The sequence below is a fragment of the Faecalimonas umbilicata genome (assembly GCF_042846195.1).
GTDB classification, from domain to species: domain Bacteria; phylum Bacillota; class Clostridia; order Lachnospirales; family Lachnospiraceae; genus Faecalimonas; species Faecalimonas umbilicata.
Window position 1 is genome coordinate 1,633,558 of the sequence record NZ_AP031411.1, and the last position, 20,391, is coordinate 1,653,948.

Consider the following 20,391-nt stretch of genomic DNA (forward strand, 5'->3'; position numbering starts at 1 on the left):
ATTTCCTCCTACTTTTCTAACTCATCTTCCAAAAGATTTACCGACACCAATGTCGATACCCCTTTCTCCTGCATCGTAATTCCGTATAGACGGTCTGCCGCTGTCATCGTACCACGCCTGTGCGTAATTACGATAAATTGTGTATGTTTGGTCAGTTTATGTAAATACTTTGCAAAACGCGTCACATTCGAATCGTCAAGCGCAGCCTCAATCTCATCAAGAAGACAAAATGGGGATGGCTTTAAATTTTGGATAGCAAACAAAAGTGCAATGGCCGTCAGCGCCTTTTCTCCACCAGAAAGCTGCATCATATTTTGCAGTTTTTTCCCTGGCGGCTGTGCAATAATGCGAATACCCGCTTCTAGAATGTCTTCGTCTTCTAACAATTCGAGCGTTCCCTTTCCTCCGCCAAAAAGCTGTTTGAATACACTGTCGAACTCCTTTGCGATCTTTGCAAACTGTTCTTCAAATTGTTTCCGCATCGCAATATCCAGTTCTTCAATAATCTGAACCAAAGTCTTTTCTGCCTCCACAAGGTCATCATGCTGTCCTTTTAAGAATTCGTAGCGCTCAAGCACATTTTTGTAATCCTCAATCGCATTGACATTGACTGTGCCAAGCGCCTTGATCTCTGTTTTTAATCTTTGAATTTCTTTCTTTAGAAGCACAGGATCAATCAGCTCTTCTTTTCTCATTTCCAGTGCATGAGAATAGGTCAGTTCATATTCTTCCCACATGTAATTCATCAACTTTTCAGTCTGCTCTTCCAAAGCAGTCTTTTTGCTGTCCAAGCGAAAAGTTTCTTTGTCCAGATCAGAAAGATGACGGGATAATTCTTCCCGGCTCTGGAAAATTTCTTTCTGTACAAGCTGAAGTTTCTCTTTCTGCTCCATATAAGACGTCAGTTCCTCTTTTGCTGCATGAAGTTCTTCACTCAGCTGTACGATCGTTTGACGTAGTTTTAAAATCTGCCCTTCCCGATCCGCAATCTCATTTGCCGCATGTTCTTTTCCGGCTTGAAGTGTTTCCTCCTCGTGTGATCTGCGAAACATTTCTTCTTCCATTCGTTTCACATTTTCCTGCAAAAATAGATTTTTTTGATCCAGTGCAGCACTCTCGAGATGTGCTGCCTCTGCACTTTTCAGATAGATTGCTTCCTTCTCTTTCTTCTGCTCAACTTCTTTCTGCAATTGTTGGATTCTGCGCTGAAATTCTTTCTCAAGTAATTCAGACGTTTCAAGTTCCATCTGGATTGACTCTTTGTTTTCAAAAATTTCTGCCATTTGACGTTCCAGCCGCATTCCCTCCTGATGAATATCGGTAAATGCCTGGCTCGTTTCTCCCTGTCGCTCTTTTGCCTGTGCAAGATTCATCTTTACCGTATTTTGTTTCACATACAGGTTTTGAAGAATTTCTCGATTTTTTTCAAGATCTGCATAGCAAGCTGTCCGCTTCTCTTTATCCCGAATCACAGCAGATTGCATCTGCTGCATCTCCTGATACAGCCTTCTTACCGCTTTCTCATACTCTTCAATCTCGCGCCTTCTACTCAAAAGATTGCTTGTATTTTTAAAAGATCCTCCTGTCATGGAACCGCCGGGGTTCATCAGTTCTCCTTCCAGTGTCACAATCCGCAGAGACTGTCTGTATTTTCTTGCCAGTGCAATTCCATCCTCAATGGTATGAACAACAACTGTTCTGCCAAGTAAATGGTCAATAAGTTTTTGATACTTAGGATCTGCTGCTACCAGTGTGCTTGCAAGTCCTATAACCCCTTTCTCTTGTAATGCCTCTGGTTGTCGAATCCCGGAGGTTCCGTTGATTGCAGTCAATGGTAAAAAGGTCGCACGTCCATACTTGTTCCTTTTCAGAAAATCGATCATGCGTTTTGCAGTCTCCTCACAATCCGTAACAATATTCTGAATGTTCCCCCCAAGCGCTGTCTCAATCGCGATCTCATAGGTTTTATCAACTTTGATCAAGTCCGCCACTACCCCAAGAAGCCCTTTTTCTTCCTCTTTTCGTTCCATAATTTTGCGGATACTTCCTCCATAACCATCGTACCGCTCCGTCAAGTTTCTAAGAGATTCCAGTCTTGACTTCTCTCTGTGAAATGTTGTCTGACCGATCTGCAATTGCTCATTTTGATCTTTCAGTTGTTTTTGAAGCTGTTCGATCTCATCTTCCAGACGATTGCTCTCCGCCTGATGCTTTTCGATTTCCGCCTGGACTGCAAGAAAATCTTCCTCATATTTCTTTAATTGTGCTTCCTGCTCTCCGGAGTTACTTTTCATCTCGATCAGTCGCTGATTCATCTGCGCCCTCTGAACTTTTGTCTGCTCCATCATCGTATCATAATGTTGCAGCTTTGCTTTTGTTGAAGCACGATTTTCCAATAACTGCATCGTATCATTTTTCTTTTCTTCTACCGCCACAAGAAGTTCTGCAATCTGCGTCTGGATTTCCTTTAGATTTTCTTCTGCCTGACGCTCTTCTCTCTTTGCGCCAGAAATCTTTTCTCCCAATTGCTCCTGCTCTTTTGCGAACGCTGCTTTCTGTTCCTGATACTCTTTTAATTCTTTTGTAATTGCCAGAAGACGCTGATCATAATGGCTATCGCTCATCTTCGCAGTCCGGATCTGTTCCTCCAATACCTGGATCTGACTTTCCGTCTGCTGTTTTGCCAATGTTTTTTCATCTCGCTTTGTGCGACACCCATCCATCTCCAATTCAGCTTCAGCAAGTTTCTGTTCTTGTTTCTCATAGGCATGTTTCAACGCTTCCTGCTTTTCCTTTGCTTCTGTCAGTTCTCTGTTGGCATCATCAAAAGATCGCTGAGCGGTTTCCATCTGTTCTTTCAGCCGAATCGTATCCATTAAAAACATATTAATATCATAAATTTTTAATTCTTCTTTTTTCTTCAGATAGATTCTAGCTGTTTCTGACTGCCTTCTCAGTGGCTCCACTTGTTTCTCAAGTTCTGACAAAATATCATTGACACGAACGAGATTCTGTCTCTCGTCTTCCAGCTTTCTGACAGAAAGATATTTTCGTCTCTTAAATTTGACAATCCCTGCCGCTTCATCAAAAAGCTCTCTCCGCTCTTCCGGCTTTCCACTTAAAATCTTATCAATCTGGCCCTGCCCGATGATCGAATATCCTTCTTTCCCAATCCCAGTGTCATAAAAAAGCTCATTCACATCTTTCAGCCTGCAAGCAGTTCCATTGATCAGATATTCACTTTCCCCAGAACGGTATAACTTTCTTGTGACAGTCACTTCATGATAGTCAACCGGGAGCTGATGATCCGCATTGTCCAATGTGATTGCAACCGAAGCATAACTTAAGGGTCTGCGGTTCTCTGTCCCTGAAAAAATAACATCCTGCATCGATCCTCCACGCAGCTGCTTTGCCCTCTGCTCTCCAAGCACCCAGCGCACTGCATCAGCGACATTACTTTTTCCACTTCCATTTGGTCCTACAATCCCTGTAATTCCATTATGGAACTCAAACAAAATCTTATTCGCAAAAGACTTAAATCCCTGCACTTCGATACTTTTTAAATACATCTTCCACCTACTGTTCTTTCTTTCTCAGCATCAAAATCGTCTGATATGCCGCCTCCTGCTCAGAAGCTTTTTTTGTTCTTCCACTTCCGGTTCCGTAGCATTCCTCTCCAATGTAGGCAGACGTTGTAAAAGATTTGTTATGGTCTGGACCTTCCTCCTTTTCAAGCACATATCTTACATTTTCTGTAAATTTCGCCTGAACCATCTCTTGAAGGATAGTCTTGCTATCATAAAAGAGCTTTTTGTTTTCCAGATCTGACAAAATAAATTTTTGAATGAACTCTTTTGCACTAGCAAAACCACCATCTAAATAAATCGCTCCGATCAATGCCTCCACAGCATCCGAAGTAATTGAGTCTCGCTGCCGTCCACCAGTTGCTTCCTCACCTTTTCCGAGTAAAAGATAGCTGCCCAACATCAATTCCTTTGCAACAAATGCAAGCGCAGGCTCACAGACAATGCTTGCCCTCGTTTTCGTCAATTCACCTTCCGGCATAGAAGGATTGTCAAAAAAGAGTGCTTCACTCGTTGTAAGTTCTAATACTGCATCTCCGAGAAATTCCAACCGTTCATTGCAGTCTTGCTTTTTCATATGTTTTTCATTTGTATAAGAACTGTGCATCATCGCCTTTTGAAGCAATTCTTTTTTCTGAAATGTATAACCGATTTTCTTTTCTAATTCCTTTAATCTCTGCATTCTGATTCTCCTCTGATAAAACGAAAAAGCCCGGAAGGGCTTTCTCATTTATAAAATAATAGAAATATCGCCTGCTGTTAGTTTGTAGCATTCTTGATCTGTTCTACTGCATCCCCAACTGTTACAATGCTTTCTGCATCTTCATTTGCGATTTCAATGTCAAATGCTTCCTCAATCCCCATAATGATCTGGAAAATATCCAGCGAATCTGCTCCGAGATCATCTACAAACGTTGTATCCATTGTAATCTCATCCGGATTTACATTTAATACGTCCACAATAATTTCCTGTAATTTTTCGAATTCCATAACTTGATTTCCTTTCTGTTATTCCACTTGATTTTTAGGATGTTGTTTCGTCTTTTTGCTTTTCTTCTTTCTGAATATGCTCTCTGATCTTCTCGTTGATCCTCTGTTCTTTGAAGGTCACACACTGTATGATAGAATTGGAAACTTCCTTTGCCGAAGAACTTCCATGCGTCTTCACGACAAGTCCATTCAATCCGAGAAGCGGTGCCCCACCATGTTCACTGACATCAAACGATTTCAATGTCTGCTTCAAAGCTGGTTTTACTAACAGTGCACCAATCTTACTTCTCAATGTAGACATCATCCCTTTTTTTATCTGGCTTGTGAGCGTTGCTCCGACACCTTCGTATAACTTCAAGATAACATTCCCAACAAACGCTTCACAGACAATTACGTCTGCCATCCCATGTGGAATCTCTCTTGCTTCAATGCTGCCGATAAAATGAATATCCTTACATGCCTTTAACAGTGGGAATGTTTCTTTTACAAGTGCATTTCCTTTCTCTTCTTCCGCACCGATATTAACAATTGCGACTCTTGGCTTCGCTATTCCCATCACATTCTCCATATAAACAGATCCCATTTTTGCGAACTGCACTAAATGTGACGGTCTTGCATCCACATTTGCCCCACAGTCAATCAAAAGAGAGACGCCCTTTTCTGTTGGAATCAACGGTGCAAGCGGCGGACGCTCCACGCCTTTAATTCTTCCAACAATCAGTTGTCCTCCGACAAGAACTGCACCAGAATTTCCAGCAGAGACAAAAGCATCTGCCTCTCCCTTCTTTACAAGATTCATCCCAACAACAATCGATGAATCCTTCTTCTTGCGGATTGCCATAACTGGCGGCTCTGCCGTCTCGATTTTTTCAGTGGCGCCGACAACCTCGATCTGCTCCTTCGGATATGTATACTTGTCAAGTTCCTCCCTGACCACAGCTTCCTGTCCGACGAGAAAAACTTTAATGTCCTGACGTCTGCTGACGGCATCCACAGCACCTTTCACCATTTCACCAGGTGCATGATCGCCGCCCATTGCATCCAGAACTACTTTTGTTAAATCAGCCATATTCATTCCTCCCAGCATTACTATTAATAATATTACTAGACATCTCTGCAAAAATCAATATAATTTTTTGTACTTTCCTCTATCACAAAAATCGCTTTATGTTTACCCATAAAGCGATTTTTTGTCACAGGATCGTTTCGTTCCCTGTCTGTTTTATTTTCTTTTTCTATTCCTAGATTAATCTAAATTAAACCAGTCAGCATATCCAAGTTTTTCCAGGTTTGCTTTGCTGATCTTTAAGCTTTCAAATGGATCTCTTCCATAAGTTGCATCCTGCTCGATTAAGAAGTACTCGCTTCCTCCTGCAAGACCTGCTTCGATACATTCTTTTACCGGAAGAGAACCTTCTCCAACTTCTGCAAATTCTACATTGCTTGTAAATGCAGCCATAAATGTTTCAGGATCAAATTTTCCTTGTGGAAGTTTTACTTCACCGATTCTGTAATCTTTTAAGTGAAGCAGACGAATCCGTCCGTCATATTTCTTAATAAATTCTACCGGATTTTCTCCTCCTCTGTGAATCCAGTGGATATCTAACTCAAATCCCATATGTTTTGTATTGTTCTTGATGATGTCTAATAAGTATTCTCCATCATATTTTACAAACTCTACATGATGATTGTGGTAGTATAAATCAATTCCATGTTCTTTTAATCTTCCAGCAACCTCATCTGCACGTTTTACAAAATCAAGCGCTTTTTCGCGGCTTCCCATACATGTCATCGGAAGCATACCGATACGAAGCATGTCGCAGTTTAATGTCTTACAGTCAGCTACGATTTTGTCAAAATCTGTTGTAAGGTATTCTCCAGGCATTCCTGGCATCATCGGCTCTAATGCTGCGCTGAGCGCTGCAATCTTAATTCCGAATTCTTCGCATGCTTTTTTCATTCCTGCTACGTTTTCTTCTGTCATCGGAACCTGAGATACTTCCACACAGTGATATCCCAGCTCTGCACATGCTTTTAATGTTCCATATGCACCTAATTCTGCAATTTTATCTTTGATTGTACTCATCTGAATACCAATTAATCCTTTTTTCATCGATGTTCCTCCTATTATTATAAAAATAATCTGTTATCTTTTTTCGTCATACCACAGCCTGATAAAAATGACGTTTTTACATGAGACATTTTATCGCACAATCACATAACTGTTTGTTCGTCCAGACTCCTGGATTGCGTCAATCAGCTGAATGCTCATCTTTGCATCCTTCACTTTGATATAGTGATCTGTTCCATCCTCAAGGCATTTGTAGAATCTGGCAATCAGTTTACTATGGCTCGCACCATAATAAAACTTGCTTCCAGGCATCTTCTCATCCTCGATCAGTTTTTTCTGGGTACCATCCTCTTGCACTTCATAAAGTACATTATCCCGAATCAAAAATTCTCCTCGTTCGAGCTGAACTGCAATCTGTACAGATTCATTTTTATGATTAGCGTTTGTTGCAAAAAACAGACCTCTTGCACCATTTTCATATTCCAGTCTCGCAGTCACAGTATCTTCAACTTCAATTCCATAATCTAAAAGCTGACCTACCGAAGCATGTACCCCTTTGATAGTTCCACCAAGAAAATATAAAAGATCCAGTGTATGCACAGACTGATTAATCATACATCCGCCACCGGCAGTTTCCCATTTCCCGCGCCACGGTTTGATGTCGTAATACTCCTTTGCGCGATACCATGGGACAATTCCTCTTGTTCCTGTAACTTTTCCGTATTTTCCACTATCAATCAGCTCTTTTAACATCTCCACACTCTCATTCAAGCGATTCTGGAGACAAATTCCAATATGAAGCTCTGGATGCTCTGCTTCTAATTTTACATATTCTTCCGCTTCTTTTGTCGTAAGCGCTACCGGCTTTTCACAAAACACATTGCATCCCATCTCAGCTACTTCTTTGGCAACCGGATAGTGCAGGTAGTGCGGCAGACAGATATGGACACAGTCCGGCTGTGTCTGTTTTACCATTTCTTTGTAATCTGTAAAGAAAGGGACACCTTCCGGAAGCCCTTGATTGGCCTCCGGATTGATGTCGCACAGTCCGCAGAGTGTTATTTCCGGATTCGCAAGAATACCCGCAATATGAATTTGGGAAATATCCCCTAATCCAATGATCGCTGCTCTCTTCATCCTAACTCCTCCCATTTTCAATTGTGAAATTAACGTGTTGGGAATTTTCCTTCCTCTGCAATTTTCTTATTTAATTCAGCAAGATATACATCTTCGTCTACAGGAAGTTCTACTTCTTTTCCTAACCAGCTTGACAGAAGTGTTGCATTTGCAAGGTTTACTCCATTGATTCCGTCTGCTCCAGGAGCTAATAACGGTGTTCCTTCGATGATGTGTTTTGCAAAATCTTCCATAACAGTTGTGTGCTGTACTCCCCATCCATCTGTGTTCTCAAATGTTTCGATGTCGTACAGTCCGTCTGCTCCTGAAGAATTTCCCTGAGTCAGTTTTACAAGTTCCATCATAGACATTGTATCATTTAATTCTTTTTCTGATTTTTTCAGACGGTATACAGTTGCTTTCTTGCTGTCTTCCACAACAATCTTTCCACCGTCTAAGTCGATCTCAAAACGGTCTGTTCCGATTGGATCATGTGTACATGTGATAAAGCTTCCTGTTGCTCCGTTTGGATATTCTGTAACGATTGTTACATCGTTGTCAACGATAATATCTCTGTGAGCTCCGCAGATGATCTTTGCATATACTTTGCTTGGAACTCCACACATCCACTGCCATAAGTCTAACTGATGAGGAGCCTGATTTACAAGGACACCTCCACCTTCTCCGCCCCATGTAGCTCTCCAGTCACTCTGACGGTAGTAGCTGTCCGGACGCCACCATGAGTTGATGATCCAGTTAGAACGACGAATTTCTCCAAGTTCTCCGGAAGCAACGATTTCTTTTACTTTCTGATATAATTTATTTGTACGCTGATTGAACATGATTCCGAAAGCTACCTCTGGGTGAGCTGCTGCACACTCGTTCATCTCACGAACAGATTTTGCATATACCCCTGCTGGTTTCTCTACAAGTACGTTCATTCCATGTTCCAGACAGTAAATTGCGATTTCTGTATGTAAGTAATGTGGAACAGTTGTGATTACTGCATCGACTGTTCCAGAAGCAACCATCTCTTTCCAATCTTTGAAGAAAGGAACTTCCGGATATTTTTCTTTGCACATTGCTTCCTTCTCAGGATCGATATCACAAAGTGCTCCTAATGCACAGTGCGGCGGGCATTCTGGTGCCGGCATTCCTGGGAATCCACCCTTTCCTGATAAAAATCCTGCATACGCGCCACCTTGCGCACCAATACCAATTAAACCAAATCTTACTTTTTCCATGTTTATATTCCTCCTTAGTTTGATTTCTCTATGGAATCTAAAATATCTATTAAAGCATGATACTGCATGGAGTAACCTTCTGCACCATCTTTTGCTTTATTTTCTTTAATAATATTTTCCGCATTTTCTGTCTCAAGAGACTGAAGTGCATCAAACAGTACCAGGTGCGGCTCCAATGTCAGGAAGCCTTGATAACCTTCCTCTTTGATCGCTCTTTTTAAGATTTCTGCAATCTTTCCTTCACCTGTTCCACAAAGGACATTCTCCTTATCTGTTGTCACAGCATCTTTAATATGGATGTATGCGACATGGTCACGGAGCAATTCCCAGCATTCCATTGTATCTTCCCCACACTGTACGAAATTCGCAAAATCAAATACTGATTTGAAATGCGGGCTTCCAAGTGCATCTAAAATGATTTTGCATCGTTCTTTGATATCACCATAAATATCTTTTTCATTTTCATGGATCATAACAACACTATATTTTGCTGCGATCGCATCAAACTTCTTTAATTTTTCAATAACAATCTCTTTGTAATCATCGGCATTCTTTCCTTCTGGAATAAAGAAGCTAAACATGCGAATATATTTACAATCAAGCACTTTACAGATTTTGCAGAGTTCTTCCATCTGCACAAGCTGTTTTTCAAATGCTTCTTCATCATCTACGTTAATCTTACCAATCGGAGATCCCAGAGAAGAAACTTTTACATTTGCTTCCCGCAATCTTGGCAGAAGCTTTTCCTCAACCTCTTCTGCTGTATAATCTGCGATGCCTTTCCCGTCTGCTGTTCTAAGAGAAATGTACTCCATTCCAAGAGAAGTCACAACACGAAGCTGTTCATCAAAATCCGGACTAATTTCATCTGCAAATCCAGAAATTAAAATATGTTCCATTTCTTCCACCTCTTTCTAAAATTTTAAATCAATACTTTTCCATTATCATCCGGCTGCATCGGAATGACAATCATTAGATCCACAAGCGTCATTGCAAGCGGAAATCCAGTCCAGCATGTCAACAGGTAGATAAGTGCTGTCTTATACTGATGTGTATAGAAGCGGTGTCCCCCCATCCACCCTGTGAGCACTGCCAGCCATATGTATGTTTTACGGCTTACCAGCCGCTTTTCTCTGCTGTTGAGCAGGTTATGATACCACCCTGCGAACTTTTGCAGCAAAGTCTCCTTTTCTTCAATACCATATGCCTCTTTTGTTTTCTGTAATTCATTTTCTAACTCTAAAAACTTTTTAATGTCTTCCGGACTGTCCAGTCTTTCCTTTTTTTTCATGTCTGTTACCTCCCATGGGAAAGACTGTCAGCCAGGAATCCTCCCCCTTTTAACCAATTCTTTGTAAATATTATTTCTTTGTCATTGCTTTTGCTTTGATTGCTGCAATTTCTTCCTGAATCTCTTCCATCTTTTCTTTTGTAAGTGGATAGAATTTCATTGCGATCAAGTTGATGATCCATCCGATCAATGGTGCTCCGATAAAGCATGCCATTGTCACCCAGAAGATTCCGTCACTGTATGGTGTAGACTCTACCGGAAGTTCCTTTGTGAAACCGATTGCTGCAAACATCAGCGCAACAAATGTAGCCGCAAGTGATGAGATGATTTTATCAACAAAACTAAACAGTGTTCCCATAAGTCCCGGAACATATCTTCCCGAACGATATACTTCATAATCTGCACAATCTGCCGTCATCGGAATAACGATGGATGAAGCAATACTCATAAATCCTCCCAGTACAATATACAGGAAAATAAATGTCAGTCCAAATAAGCTCCAGTTAGCTGGAGACCATGTAGCCGGATTCAGCAAACCTTTGATACCGTTTACAATTGGAAGCTTCATAGATGTTGGATCACCGAGCCACATTAACAAGAAAATTCCAAGTGCTGATGCGATTGATCCCATTGTTCCGATTACAAGAGCTTTCTTTTGTCCTAAGTTTCTTCCAATATATCCCATACCAAGGATTGTCAAAAGGCAAACCGGAATGGATGTTAATGCAGATACAGAACCGTAAAGCGCATAATTACCACAAATAACACCAAACATTGTAATCATAATTGTCGCATTGTTTCTCATTGACATACTAAGTTTGTCTGAAGAAGCTGATGCAACAAGCATCTGAATCGCACGGTTATGTGCGAGCACATCCACATAATCTTTAAATCCGACTTTCACAACTTCTCCAGTTCCAAAATATTCCTGACGGTCTTTTCTCCAAAGACCAATTACTGCCAACACTGCACAAACTGCCGCGATACAACCAAACAGTAATTGAAGGTGGTGGAACATTTCTGGGTTATAGAATGCAGAAAGCGTTACTTCTCCAGCATCGTTTGTTACGTTAAATTTCGGAATCAAAGTACCAGAAATATAAATCGGAATAATCATTGTCAATGCTACAACATTATACACAGAATCGAACATAGCAAAGATTGGTCTTTGCTTTGGATCGTTTGTCAAGCAAGACTGCGCTGATTTTGTAACAACACACTGGCAAGTATATCCGATGATATAAACCATATAAACTACAACAAAAAATGGAAATCTTCCAGCTTTTGGAATACTCGGTGTCACATTAAACAGGATAAATGAAGATACAAACAAAATAATCTGTCCGACTACAATAAATGGTCTATTTTTACCAAACTTTGTATTTGTCTTATCTACAACAAAGCCAACAAATGGGTCAGTCACACCATCCCAAATTCTCATAACAGTAACAAATGAACCCGCTAAAACTGCTCCTACTCCGACAATACCAATCAGATAATAACTGATATATCCCATCAATGCCATATAAATATTTGTGGAAGTATTATTCAATGCATAGAATGCTATCTCCCATAATTTCGCACGGTGGATACCGTTTTCTTCTAAAGGTTTTTTCATTCTTATTTTCCTCTTTCTTTCATTTCTCAAATCAATGAAAATACTCAAGGCAAATGGTATTTTAGAGTTCCCTTTCTATTATTTACTCGTCCCTCCTTATGCTGACATTCTAACATGTATTCGCAAAAGAAATAAGTAAAATTTTGTCTGAAATAAGGAAAATTGTTATTTTTTTGACTTGCAATGTAAAAAAACAACAGAAACCCCTTTGTTTCTGCTGCTTTTTTGTAGCTTTTGTATTTCCTTATTCTACATTTTTGTTGCTGAAAGCACTTTTTCACGATATTTTGTCGGAGTCATCCCGGTGATCTTTTTAAAAACTTTGCTAAAGTAATTCACATCGCAGATTCCCACCCGGAAAGCAATGTCCTGGATTTGCATAGAGCTTGTGTTTAAATAGAGAATGGCTATTTCTACTCTGCGCTGATTGATATATTCCGTCACCGTCTGCCCCATCTCCTTTTTAAACACCGTGGAAAGATAACTTGCATTCACATTGAGCTCTTCCGACAGATTTTTCAAAGAAACCCCTTGACTGATATTCAGTTCAATATAATTCATCGCCTTTCGCACAAGCGGTGTATATTTCTGAAACGAATAATTTTGTACTAACATACAATATCTTCGAATCATTTCCCGATTAAAATGGCTGTACTCTGCACGAGTGCAAACTGTCTCTATCTTTTTTGCCAACGCACAGGACACCTTGTCAATCAAATAAGGATGTACTCCTCCCATCTCAGCCGCTTTTCGATAAAGCGTATTTGCAGTAATCAAAAAATTCCTGTAATTCCTGCTTGCTTCTTTAAAGCGATCTGCAATGCGAAAACTGGACATTCTGGCCGTTGCATTCAGAGCCGCATCAATATTCCCCTGGGAAATTGCTTTCATAAGATCATTTTCAATTTTGTAGCGTTCTTCAATCAAGTTCGCCGACAAGTTTGACTCTTCCTGATTTTCCGGCGCAGTAAGCTCTTCTGTCCATGTAAAGTGATCCAGATAACAGATTTCCAGTTTCCCTTCATTTTTGTATAGCATACGTATGATGGATACCAGACATTCTTTAAACTCTTGATAGTTTGGCAGAATCGGCATTGCCTGATAGTATTCCTGAAGTTCCCCCATATAAATTGTAGGGATTTTATGTGTCTGCACCAGTTCATTCAGCCAGTTCTCTTCTACCTTTTCATTTTGATATGGTCCGATCAAACAGTAGTTTCCCACACTTCTCTCTTCTTCCGGCAGACAGAACATACAGTATTCCGTTTCAAAAACATCCTGCAAGACATACAGTTTCCTGCTCTCACAAGTGTCACAGACATACGCTGCAATCTTCTCATAAGTATTCTGATTCCCAAAAATCTTTCTGATTCCTAAATCAAACTTCGTGATGTCATCTTCTTTTGAAGAAATCAATGTCAGATTTACATTAAAATTTTCCAGAAAGGCTTCAAGGACTTTCCATAAATCAACCTGCATATGCTTCCTCCTCTTTCTAAAGCAAAAAAAGAATGGAAAAAAAGGAGGCTGATTCCCAACCTCCTTTTCAACCTTATCCTCTTATTATTGAGCGATAATTTCTTTTTTGTTATAAGATCCACAAGCTTTGCAAACTCTGTGAGGCATCATTAATTCTCCACACTTGCTGCATTTTACCAAATTCGGAGCGCTCATTTTCCAGTTTGCTCTTCTTTTGTCTCTTCTTGCTTTTGAAGATTTATTCTTTGGACAAATTGACATAGGTTACACCTCCTTAAAATTCTTAAACACATCGCGGATAACTGACATTCTAGGGTCAAGACTTGTGTCTTCACAGTCACAAGTTCCCTCATTTAGGTTTTGACCACATACGTTGCAAATTCCTTTACAGTCTTCACAACATAGAATTTTCATCGGCCATCCTATCAAAATCTCATTATAGAGTAATTTGTCTACGTCAAGATTATATCCGTCAATATAATTCTTTTCTTCTGCTGTTTCATCGTGCGCTTCTGATTGATTCAATTCGTTCAGATTCACATCTTTCTCAAACTCAATCAAAAATTCATACGGCACTTCTTTCAGACAGCGATCACACGGAATCGAAATCACAACCTTTGTTTTCCCGGAAATAAGTACCTGACGGTTCTTCACATGCCGGATCACAAACTCTACTGGCTCTTTCTCTATAATTGGAAATCTCCCAGCCTTTGTGCGAAACTCTTCCAGTTCCATCTCTGCATTCAGACGCATCGTCTTATCTTCTGCTGTCACGACTTTCAATAGGCTGATTATCATAAAACAATTCTCCTATTCACACCTCAATTATTATATCACGTTCAACGCGTTTGTCAATGCTTTTATATGACAAAAATAAGAAAAAAGTCTGGCACAGACTTTTTTCTTATCTTCCTTCCACAAAATAATCAGAAATTAAACTAAGGCAACTGTCTCACGAGCAATCGCAAGTTCTTCATTTGTAGGAACTACAAGCACTTTTACTTTCGATTCTGGTGTAGAGATAATGATTTCCTGTCCGCGTTTTCCGTTCAGCTCTTCATCAATCTCAATTCCAAGATATCCTAAATATTTGCATACCATCGTGCGAACGATTGCTGAGTTTTCTCCGATTCCAGCTGTAAATACGATATTATCTACTCCGTTCATTGCAGCTGTATAGCTTCCAACATATTTTGCTACTCTGTACGCAAATACATCCAACGCAAGCTCTGCAATTTCATTTCCGTCTGCTGCCGCTTCACTTAAATCTCTGAAGTCGCTTGATAAGTTATTAGAAAGTCCATATACTCCTGATTTTTTATTCAGTACGTTCATAAGTCCGGCAATGTCAAGATTTTCTTTCTTTGCAAGGAATTCCATGATTGCAGGATCAATGTCTCCAGAACGTGTTCCCATTACAAGTCCTTCCAACGGTGTAAGTCCCATAGAAGTATCCACGGATTTTCCATTTTCCACTGCACAGATACTTGCTCCATTTCCTAAATGACATACGATTGTCTTTGTCTCATCGTAAGCTTTTCCAACGAGTTCTGCAACTCTCTTTGATACAAAGCTGTGGCTTGTACCATGGAATCCGTAGCGTCTTACTTTGTATTTCTCATAATACTCATATGGAAGTCCATACATATATGCTTTGCTTGGCATTGTCTGATGAAATGCTGTGTCAAATACAGCTACCATAGGAACTCCCGGCATTAATTCACGGCATGCATTGATTCCGATCAGGTTTGCAGGATTATGTAATGGTGCAAGGTCGTTACATTCTTCAATTGCTTTTAACACTTCGTCATCGATCACTACAGAACTTGCAAATTTCTCTCCGCCATGTACAACACGATGTCCAACCGCATTGATCTCATCAAGGCTCTTTACAACACCTGTCTTCTCATCTGTCAAGGCATCGATTACAAACTGAATAGCCTCTGTATGTGTCGGCATTGCCTTATCAGATGTTGTCTTTTCTCCACCCTCTGGCTGATAGGTCAGCTTTCCGTCGATTCCGATTCTTTCACAGAGTCCTTTTGCAAGAACTCCTTCTGATTCTGAGTTGATCAGCTGGAATTTCAAAGAAGAACTTCCACAGTTGATTACTAAAATATTCATGTTTCTTTCCTCCGTTTGGTTATGATATTTTATTTTAACAGAAGAAATGCTACCACTTTTACATTTCTCCTGTCTAATGCACTTTTATTCTGCTGCCTGAGCCTGTACTGCTGTGATTGCAATTACACCCTCAATGTCTGCTGCGCTGCATCCGCGTGACAGATCATTAACCGGCTTTGCAATTCCCTGTGTGAGCGGTCCATATGCTTCTGCTTTTGCAAGTCTTTGCACAAGTTTGTATCCGATATTTCCTGCATCTAAATCCGGGAAAATCAGTACGTTAGCATGTCCTGCCACTTTGCTTCCCGGAGCTTTTGATTCACCAATTTCCGGAACGATTGCTGCATCTAACTGAAGTTCTCCATCCAGCATTAATTCTGGAGCTGCCTCTTTTGCAATCTTTGTTGCTTCTACAACTTTATCAACATCTGCATGTTTTGCACTTCCCTTTGTAGAGTGGGAAAGCATAGCAACTTTCGGTTCTGCTCCAACTAATGTACGGAAAGATTCTGCTGAAGAAATTGCGATTGCTGCAAGTTTTTCTGGATCTGGGTTCTGCTCAAGACCAGAATCTCCAAAGATAAATGTTCCGTGTTCTCCCATCTCACAGTCTGGAACAACCATAACAAAGAATGCAGATACTAATTTTGTGCCTGGTTTTGTCTTTAAGATCTGTAAGCATGGTCTTAATGTATCCGCTGTGGAGTGGCATGCTCCGGATACCATACCGTCAGCATCTCCCATTTTCACCATCATTACTCCATAATATAAATAATTTGTCAGAAGAATCTCTTTTGCCTGCTCCTCTGTCATTCCTTTTTTCTGTCTCAGCTCTACGAGTTTTGCAATATATCCAGCTGTTCTCTCATCTGTTGCAGGGTCTACGATCACTGCTCCCGTAAGATCAAATCCAGCTCCATTCTTCTCGATCTCTTCCTTGCTTCCGACAAGAATCAGATTTGCTGTGCCTTCTTTTAAAACAGCTTCTGCCGCTTCATAAGTTCTTTTGTCTTCTGTCTCCGGAAGTACGATTACTTTTTTGTCTGCTTTTGCTTTTGCTTTAATTACATCAATAAATCCCATGATTTATGACCCCTTTCATTTTTCTCATATATCTTATTATAGCGCAAATGCTTTTTGTATACAAGCTTTGTTAATTATATGTCAATAATTCTCATTTTTTGCTAATTTACACTAATCTTCCGAAATTTTTCCCAAATTAGATATGAAAAATCCTTGTCACAATCGCAAAGTACACAAGAATTGTACCTGTATCCACTAAAGTTGTAATCAGCGGCGCTGCCATAATCGCCGGATCTAATCCACATTTTTTTGCGACCAGCGGAAGAACACACCCTACCGTCTTAGAAAGCAGGATCGTTGCAATCATTGTCAATCCGATCGCAAATGCAAGAAGCGGATCGCCATACATAATGATCACGCGAACTCCATTCACCATCGACAGACAGAGTCCTACAAGAAGCGCTACCCGTATCTCCTTGAACAACACTCGGAAGATATCCTTAAACTCAATCTCTCCTACTGTCAGACCGCGGATGATCAATGTAGAGCTCTGTGATCCACAGTTTCCTCCTGTTCCTGTCAACATTGGAATAAACGTATTTAAAATCGGCATCACTGCAAGCGCTGCCTCAAAATGTCCTAAAATCAAACCTGTGATCGTTGCCGAGAGCATAAGAAACAGCAGCCATGGAAAACGGTTTCTGGCATGTTTCCAGACAGACGTACCAAAATAAGACTCCTCATTCGGAACCACACCTGCCATTACACTCATATCTTCTGTCGCCTCATCCTGCAGAACGATCATCGCATCATCGACCGTGACAATTCCTACCATGCACATCTCCTGATCCAACACAGGTATCGCGATCAGTCCATATTTGTGTATTGTATTTGCCACATCTTCTTTGTCGTCTAATGTTCTGACAAACAGCGGGTTGGTCTCCATGATTTCTTCAATCACCTTATTTTCACCTGTTGTCAGAAGATCTTTGACATCCACACTTCCAATCAGCTTTCTCTTTTCTGTCACATAACAAGTATAGATCGTCTCTTTATTGATTCCGACCTGCCTGATTTTTAAAATTGCTTCTGCCACCGTCATCTCTTTTCTCAAAGCGATGTACTCTACATTCATGATACTTCCAGCGCTGTCATCCGGATACTGGAGTAACATATTGATCTGCTTTCTCGTCTCCTCATCTGTCACAAGCAAAAGACGATCCACCACATTTGCAGGCATTTCCTCCAGTACATCGACCGTATCATCAATATACATCTCTTCCATGACTTCCTGTAATTCCGAATCCGTCAGTGCATCGATCAACACTTGACGCATCTCCGCATTCATATACGAAAAAGTCTCTGCTGCCTCCTCTTTTGGGAGAAGCCTGAAAATCAATACAACCTGTTTATCTGTCAACTCTTCCATGATCTCTGCGAGATCCACAGGATACATATCTTCCAACTCCAGCTTCAACTGTTTAAAATCACGCTGTTCAAGTAGTTCTTCAATTCTTTCTTCTGGCATATGCACCCTCCCTCTTCTCTTTTTTACCCTGCTTTAAATAAATCGCACTAATTTAAGTGTATCGACTTCTCCCTCGATTGTCAAACAAAAAATATTATAGTATAATTCTGAAATACGATTATAGAAAGGGAGAACCAACAATGAAAATCGCAGGTCTTATCACCGAATACAATCCGTTCCACAACGGACATCTCTATCACATTCAAAAAGCAAAAGAACTGACGGATGCCGATTACCTGATCGTCATCATGAGTGGAGACTTTGTACAGCGCGGCGGTCCCGCAATTCTTCCAAAAGATGTCCGCACGCAGATGGCTCTTCAATGTGGTGCTTCTCTTGTTTTAGAACTTCCCGTCCGCTATGCCACAGGCAGTGCAGAATTTTTCGCCTTTGGGGCTGTATCTCTTCTAGACGCGCTTGGCTGTGTTGATTTCCTTTGTTTTGGAAGTGAATGCGGTGAGATTGAAAAGCTTCTTTCGCTCGCTCAATTTCTTTTGGAAGAGCCCGCCAGTTTCAAAGAAGCACTCCAGGCATCGCTAAAATCTGGCCTTTCTTATCCTGCAGCCCGAAAAAAAGCAGCCTTGCAGACACTCAACGACCAAGCGCTCTGCAATATTTTAAATGAACCAAACAATATTTTAGGAATTGAATACCTAAAAGCATTGAAACGACGAAAGAGCCCCATCCGTCCACTCACGATCCAGCGGCAAGGAGCACACTATCATGACGCTGTTCCTCATGAAACTTTTAGTTCTGCCTCTGCAATCCGCAAACTTTTTCTCTCCCAAGGAGAAGATGCCCTTTCTACCCTTGTCGGGCATGTTCCCGAGACCGTCCATCTACTTTGCAAAGAGGCATATAACATTCGCTTCCCAGTGTGTTCCAACGACTTTTCTCTCTTGCTGAAATACCGACTGCTACAGGAAACTGCAGACTCCCTCGTGCATTGGCAGGATATCTCTTCACCGCTTGCAAACCGGATCATCCGATGCAGAGATCAGTTCCAAAACTGGGAACAATTCTGCGAGCTGTTAAAAACAAAGGAGCTTACCTACACGCGCATCAGCCGTGCTCTTCTCCATGTCTGTCTGGAAATTCCGGACCCTGATAAGAGTGTTCCCCCTCTTTATGCGCGTACACTGGGATTCCAAAAATCAGCCACCCCGCTCTTTTCACTCCTGAAAAAGGAAAGCCGTATCCCTCTGATCACAAAGCTTGCTTCTGCCGCGCTCACATCCAAAGCTGCCGAAGATATGATTCAAGAAGACGTTCACAGCGCTAATCTCTATGAATCCGTCGTCACAGACAAATTTCAGAGGCCTTTTCACAACGAATACAGACAATCCATTATACGCCTTTAAAAGGCAAAAAACTTCGCCCAGCCAGGCTCTCAAATCTTTTTAGATTCTCAGTTGCCTTGCAGGGCGGAGTTTTTTTACTATCATTCTTCCTCTATTCGTATTATTTTCCCATCACTTTTGTACATGCGACTGCCATTGCTCCCGGCCCGATGTGACACGCCACACTCAGAGACAATTTGTCCATATGTACCTCATATCCCGGAAATCTGCTCTCGATCTCTTCTTTCCATTTGGCAGCATCTTCCTCTGAACAGGTGTACGCAGCCTGGAGATATACCTTTTCCTTTCCAAAACGTTCCTTAATGTCTTTCTCCAGCGCATCTAACATCGCTTTTTTTGCCTGCTTCCATCCACGCACTTTTGCAAACGCATCGAGTTTCTCGCCTTGAATCTGGAGAACGGGTTTTAAATTCAGCACCGTTCCGATTGCCGCTGCCGCCGCAGTGATCCGCCCTCCCTTTTTCAAGTATTTCAAGGTATCTACGGTAATGTAAATACTCGCATCCAGTTTTTCTTCCTCCAAACGCTCCTGGATTTCCACTGCGCTCTTCCCTTCTGCTGCAAGTTCCATTGCATCCAAAACAGACTGTCTCTGCGTCACAGAAATTCTCTGGTTATTTACTACGCGCACCCGGCCGTCATAATCTGCTGCAAGCGCCATCGCAGTCTCACACGAACTGCTCAATCCACTGGACATCGGAATGTGTACAATCTCCTCGTACTCTTCCAAAAGGCGATCCCATAATTCCATTATTTCTCCCGGCGCCGGCTGAGAAGTCGAAATATCAGAATCTTGTGTCAAATGCTGATAAAATTCTTCCTGCGTCAGCGTAATGTCTTCCAGATATAATTTCCCATCTATAAAAAACGGCATCGGTATTACTTCTATCCCCAGACGTTTTGCCTGCGCCTGCGTAATCCCGCTGTTACTGTCTGTTACAATTGCTATCTTTTTCATACAT

The 20,391-nt window shown here is 41.1% G+C and carries 18 protein-coding genes; 1 reads left to right on the forward strand and 17 read right to left on the reverse strand.

From position 1 onward, the window contains the following. Nucleotides 1–8: 8 nt before the first annotated feature. The 16 genes from smc to mgtE form a co-directional block, all read right to left on the reverse strand. Nucleotides 9–3,569 (reverse strand): chromosome segregation protein SMC, encoded by a 3,561-nt coding sequence (smc, locus tag ACGG81_RS07775; RefSeq protein WP_390107697.1) that lies wholly within the window; start codon nt 3,567–3,569, stop codon nt 9–11. Between the two features lie 7 nt (nt 3,570–3,576). After that, nucleotides 3,577–4,266 (reverse strand): ribonuclease III, encoded by a 690-nt coding sequence (gene rnc, locus ACGG81_RS07780; RefSeq protein ID WP_009261963.1) that lies wholly within the window; start codon nt 4,264–4,266, stop codon nt 3,577–3,579. 77 nt (nt 4,267–4,343) lie between these two features. Further along, the gene (acpP, locus tag ACGG81_RS07785; RefSeq protein WP_008975401.1) at nt 4,344–4,574 is read right to left on the reverse strand and encodes an acyl carrier protein; all 231 of its coding nucleotides are present in this window, start codon (nt 4,572–4,574) and stop codon (nt 4,344–4,346) included. Between the two features lie 34 nt (nt 4,575–4,608). Then, complete coding sequence (plsX, locus tag ACGG81_RS07790) at nt 4,609–5,643, reverse strand: phosphate acyltransferase PlsX (protein ID WP_120091219.1); 1,035 nt, start codon at nt 5,641–5,643, stop codon at nt 4,609–4,611. A 177-nt stretch (nt 5,644–5,820) separates the two neighbouring features. Then, nucleotides 5,821–6,687, reverse strand: a complete 867-nt coding sequence (locus ACGG81_RS07795; protein ID WP_120091218.1) for a sugar phosphate isomerase/epimerase — start codon at nt 6,685–6,687, stop codon at nt 5,821–5,823. Between the two features lie 90 nt (nt 6,688–6,777). Further along, complete coding sequence (locus ACGG81_RS07800; RefSeq protein ID WP_120091216.1) at nt 6,778–7,782, reverse strand: Gfo/Idh/MocA family protein; 1,005 nt, start codon at nt 7,780–7,782, stop codon at nt 6,778–6,780. 29 nt (nt 7,783–7,811) lie between these two features. Further along, nucleotides 7,812–9,005, reverse strand: coding sequence for a Gfo/Idh/MocA family protein (locus ACGG81_RS07805; protein ID WP_008975397.1), 1,194 nt, complete (start codon nt 9,003–9,005; stop codon nt 7,812–7,814). A gap of 14 nt (nt 9,006–9,019) precedes the next feature. Beyond that, on the reverse strand, nt 9,020–9,904 hold the full coding sequence (locus ACGG81_RS07810; RefSeq protein ID WP_120091215.1) for a sugar phosphate isomerase/epimerase: 885 nt from the start codon (nt 9,902–9,904) through the stop codon (nt 9,020–9,022). Nucleotides 9,905–9,927: 23 nt separating this feature from the next. Further along, nucleotides 9,928–10,296, reverse strand: coding sequence for a TM2 domain-containing protein (locus tag ACGG81_RS07815; RefSeq protein WP_009261968.1), 369 nt, complete (start codon nt 10,294–10,296; stop codon nt 9,928–9,930). 70 nt (nt 10,297–10,366) lie between these two features. Continuing rightward, complete coding sequence (locus ACGG81_RS07820; protein ID WP_320852321.1) at nt 10,367–11,914, reverse strand: MFS transporter; 1,548 nt, start codon at nt 11,912–11,914, stop codon at nt 10,367–10,369. A 249-nt stretch (nt 11,915–12,163) separates the two neighbouring features. Next, a complete protein-coding gene (locus ACGG81_RS07825; RefSeq protein ID WP_008975393.1) occupies nt 12,164–13,393 on the reverse strand; it encodes an AraC family transcriptional regulator in 1,230 nt (409 codons plus the stop codon). 84 nt (nt 13,394–13,477) lie between these two features. Further along, entirely contained in the window at nt 13,478–13,654 is a 177-nt protein-coding gene (gene rpmF / locus ACGG81_RS07830; protein WP_008975392.1) for a 50S ribosomal protein L32, read from the reverse strand. 3 nt (nt 13,655–13,657) lie between these two features. After that, nucleotides 13,658–14,191: a YceD family protein gene (locus ACGG81_RS07835; protein WP_008975391.1), complete on the reverse strand. Its 534-nt coding sequence runs from the start codon at nt 14,189–14,191 to the stop codon at nt 13,658–13,660. Between the two features lie 135 nt (nt 14,192–14,326). After that, complete coding sequence (locus tag ACGG81_RS07840; protein ID WP_008975390.1) at nt 14,327–15,517, reverse strand: acetate kinase; 1,191 nt, start codon at nt 15,515–15,517, stop codon at nt 14,327–14,329. A gap of 84 nt (nt 15,518–15,601) precedes the next feature. Further along, nucleotides 15,602–16,600: a phosphate acetyltransferase gene (gene pta, locus ACGG81_RS07845; RefSeq protein ID WP_008975389.1), complete on the reverse strand. Its 999-nt coding sequence runs from the start codon at nt 16,598–16,600 to the stop codon at nt 15,602–15,604. A gap of 136 nt (nt 16,601–16,736) precedes the next feature. Beyond that, entirely contained in the window at nt 16,737–18,068 is a 1,332-nt protein-coding gene (gene mgtE, locus ACGG81_RS07850; protein ID WP_008975388.1) for a magnesium transporter, read from the reverse strand. 140 nt (nt 18,069–18,208) lie between these two features. Here mgtE and ACGG81_RS07855 point away from each other — a divergent pair, with 140 nt between their 5' ends. After that, nucleotides 18,209–19,429, forward strand: a complete 1,221-nt coding sequence (locus ACGG81_RS07855) for a nucleotidyltransferase (RefSeq protein WP_270602386.1) — start codon at nt 18,209–18,211, stop codon at nt 19,427–19,429. 100 nt (nt 19,430–19,529) lie between these two features. Here ACGG81_RS07855 and ACGG81_RS07860 read toward each other — a convergent pair whose 3' ends face one another. Continuing rightward, nucleotides 19,530–20,387, reverse strand: a complete 858-nt coding sequence (locus tag ACGG81_RS07860; protein ID WP_016438599.1) for a DegV family protein — start codon at nt 20,385–20,387, stop codon at nt 19,530–19,532. Nucleotides 20,388–20,391: the final 4 nt, after the last annotated feature.

What these genes read in the sequence shown, in the direction of transcription:
- smc (WP_390107697.1), bottom strand. Translation starts at nt 3,569, where the DNA reads ATGTATTTAAAAAGTATCGAAGTGCAGGGATTTAAGTCTTTTGCGAAT.
- rnc (WP_009261963.1), bottom strand. Translation starts at nt 4,266, where the DNA reads ATGCAGAGATTAAAGGAATTAGAAAAGAAAATCGGTTATACATTTCAG.
- acpP (WP_008975401.1), bottom strand. Translation starts at nt 4,574, where the DNA reads ATGGAATTCGAAAAATTACAGGAAATTATTGTGGACGTATTAAATGTA.
- plsX (WP_120091219.1), bottom strand. Translation starts at nt 5,643, where the DNA reads ATGGCTGATTTAACAAAAGTAGTTCTGGATGCAATGGGCGGCGATCAT.
- ACGG81_RS07795 (WP_120091218.1), bottom strand. Translation starts at nt 6,687, where the DNA reads ATGAAAAAAGGATTAATTGGTATTCAGATGAGTACAATCAAAGATAAA.
- ACGG81_RS07800 (WP_120091216.1), bottom strand. Translation starts at nt 7,782, where the DNA reads ATGAAGAGAGCAGCGATCATTGGATTAGGGGATATTTCCCAAATTCAT.
- ACGG81_RS07805 (WP_008975397.1), bottom strand. Translation starts at nt 9,005, where the DNA reads ATGGAAAAAGTAAGATTTGGTTTAATTGGTATTGGTGCGCAAGGTGGC.
- ACGG81_RS07810 (WP_120091215.1), bottom strand. Translation starts at nt 9,904, where the DNA reads ATGGAACATATTTTAATTTCTGGATTTGCAGATGAAATTAGTCCGGAT.
- ACGG81_RS07815 (WP_009261968.1), bottom strand. Translation starts at nt 10,296, where the DNA reads ATGAAAAAAAAGGAAAGACTGGACAGTCCGGAAGACATTAAAAAGTTT.
- ACGG81_RS07820 (WP_320852321.1), bottom strand. Translation starts at nt 11,914, where the DNA reads ATGAAAAAACCTTTAGAAGAAAACGGTATCCACCGTGCGAAATTATGG.
- ACGG81_RS07825 (WP_008975393.1), bottom strand. Translation starts at nt 13,393, where the DNA reads ATGCAGGTTGATTTATGGAAAGTCCTTGAAGCCTTTCTGGAAAATTTT.
- rpmF (WP_008975392.1), bottom strand. Translation starts at nt 13,654, where the DNA reads ATGTCAATTTGTCCAAAGAATAAATCTTCAAAAGCAAGAAGAGACAAA.
- ACGG81_RS07835 (WP_008975391.1), bottom strand. Translation starts at nt 14,191, where the DNA reads ATGATAATCAGCCTATTGAAAGTCGTGACAGCAGAAGATAAGACGATG.
- ACGG81_RS07840 (WP_008975390.1), bottom strand. Translation starts at nt 15,517, where the DNA reads ATGAATATTTTAGTAATCAACTGTGGAAGTTCTTCTTTGAAATTCCAG.
- pta (WP_008975389.1), bottom strand. Translation starts at nt 16,600, where the DNA reads ATGGGATTTATTGATGTAATTAAAGCAAAAGCAAAAGCAGACAAAAAA.
- mgtE (WP_008975388.1), bottom strand. Translation starts at nt 18,068, where the DNA reads ATGCCAGAAGAAAGAATTGAAGAACTACTTGAACAGCGTGATTTTAAA.
- ACGG81_RS07855 (WP_270602386.1), top strand. Translation starts at nt 18,209, where the DNA reads ATGAAAATCGCAGGTCTTATCACCGAATACAATCCGTTCCACAACGGA.
- ACGG81_RS07860 (WP_016438599.1), bottom strand. Translation starts at nt 20,387, where the DNA reads ATGAAAAAGATAGCAATTGTAACAGACAGTAACAGCGGGATTACGCAG.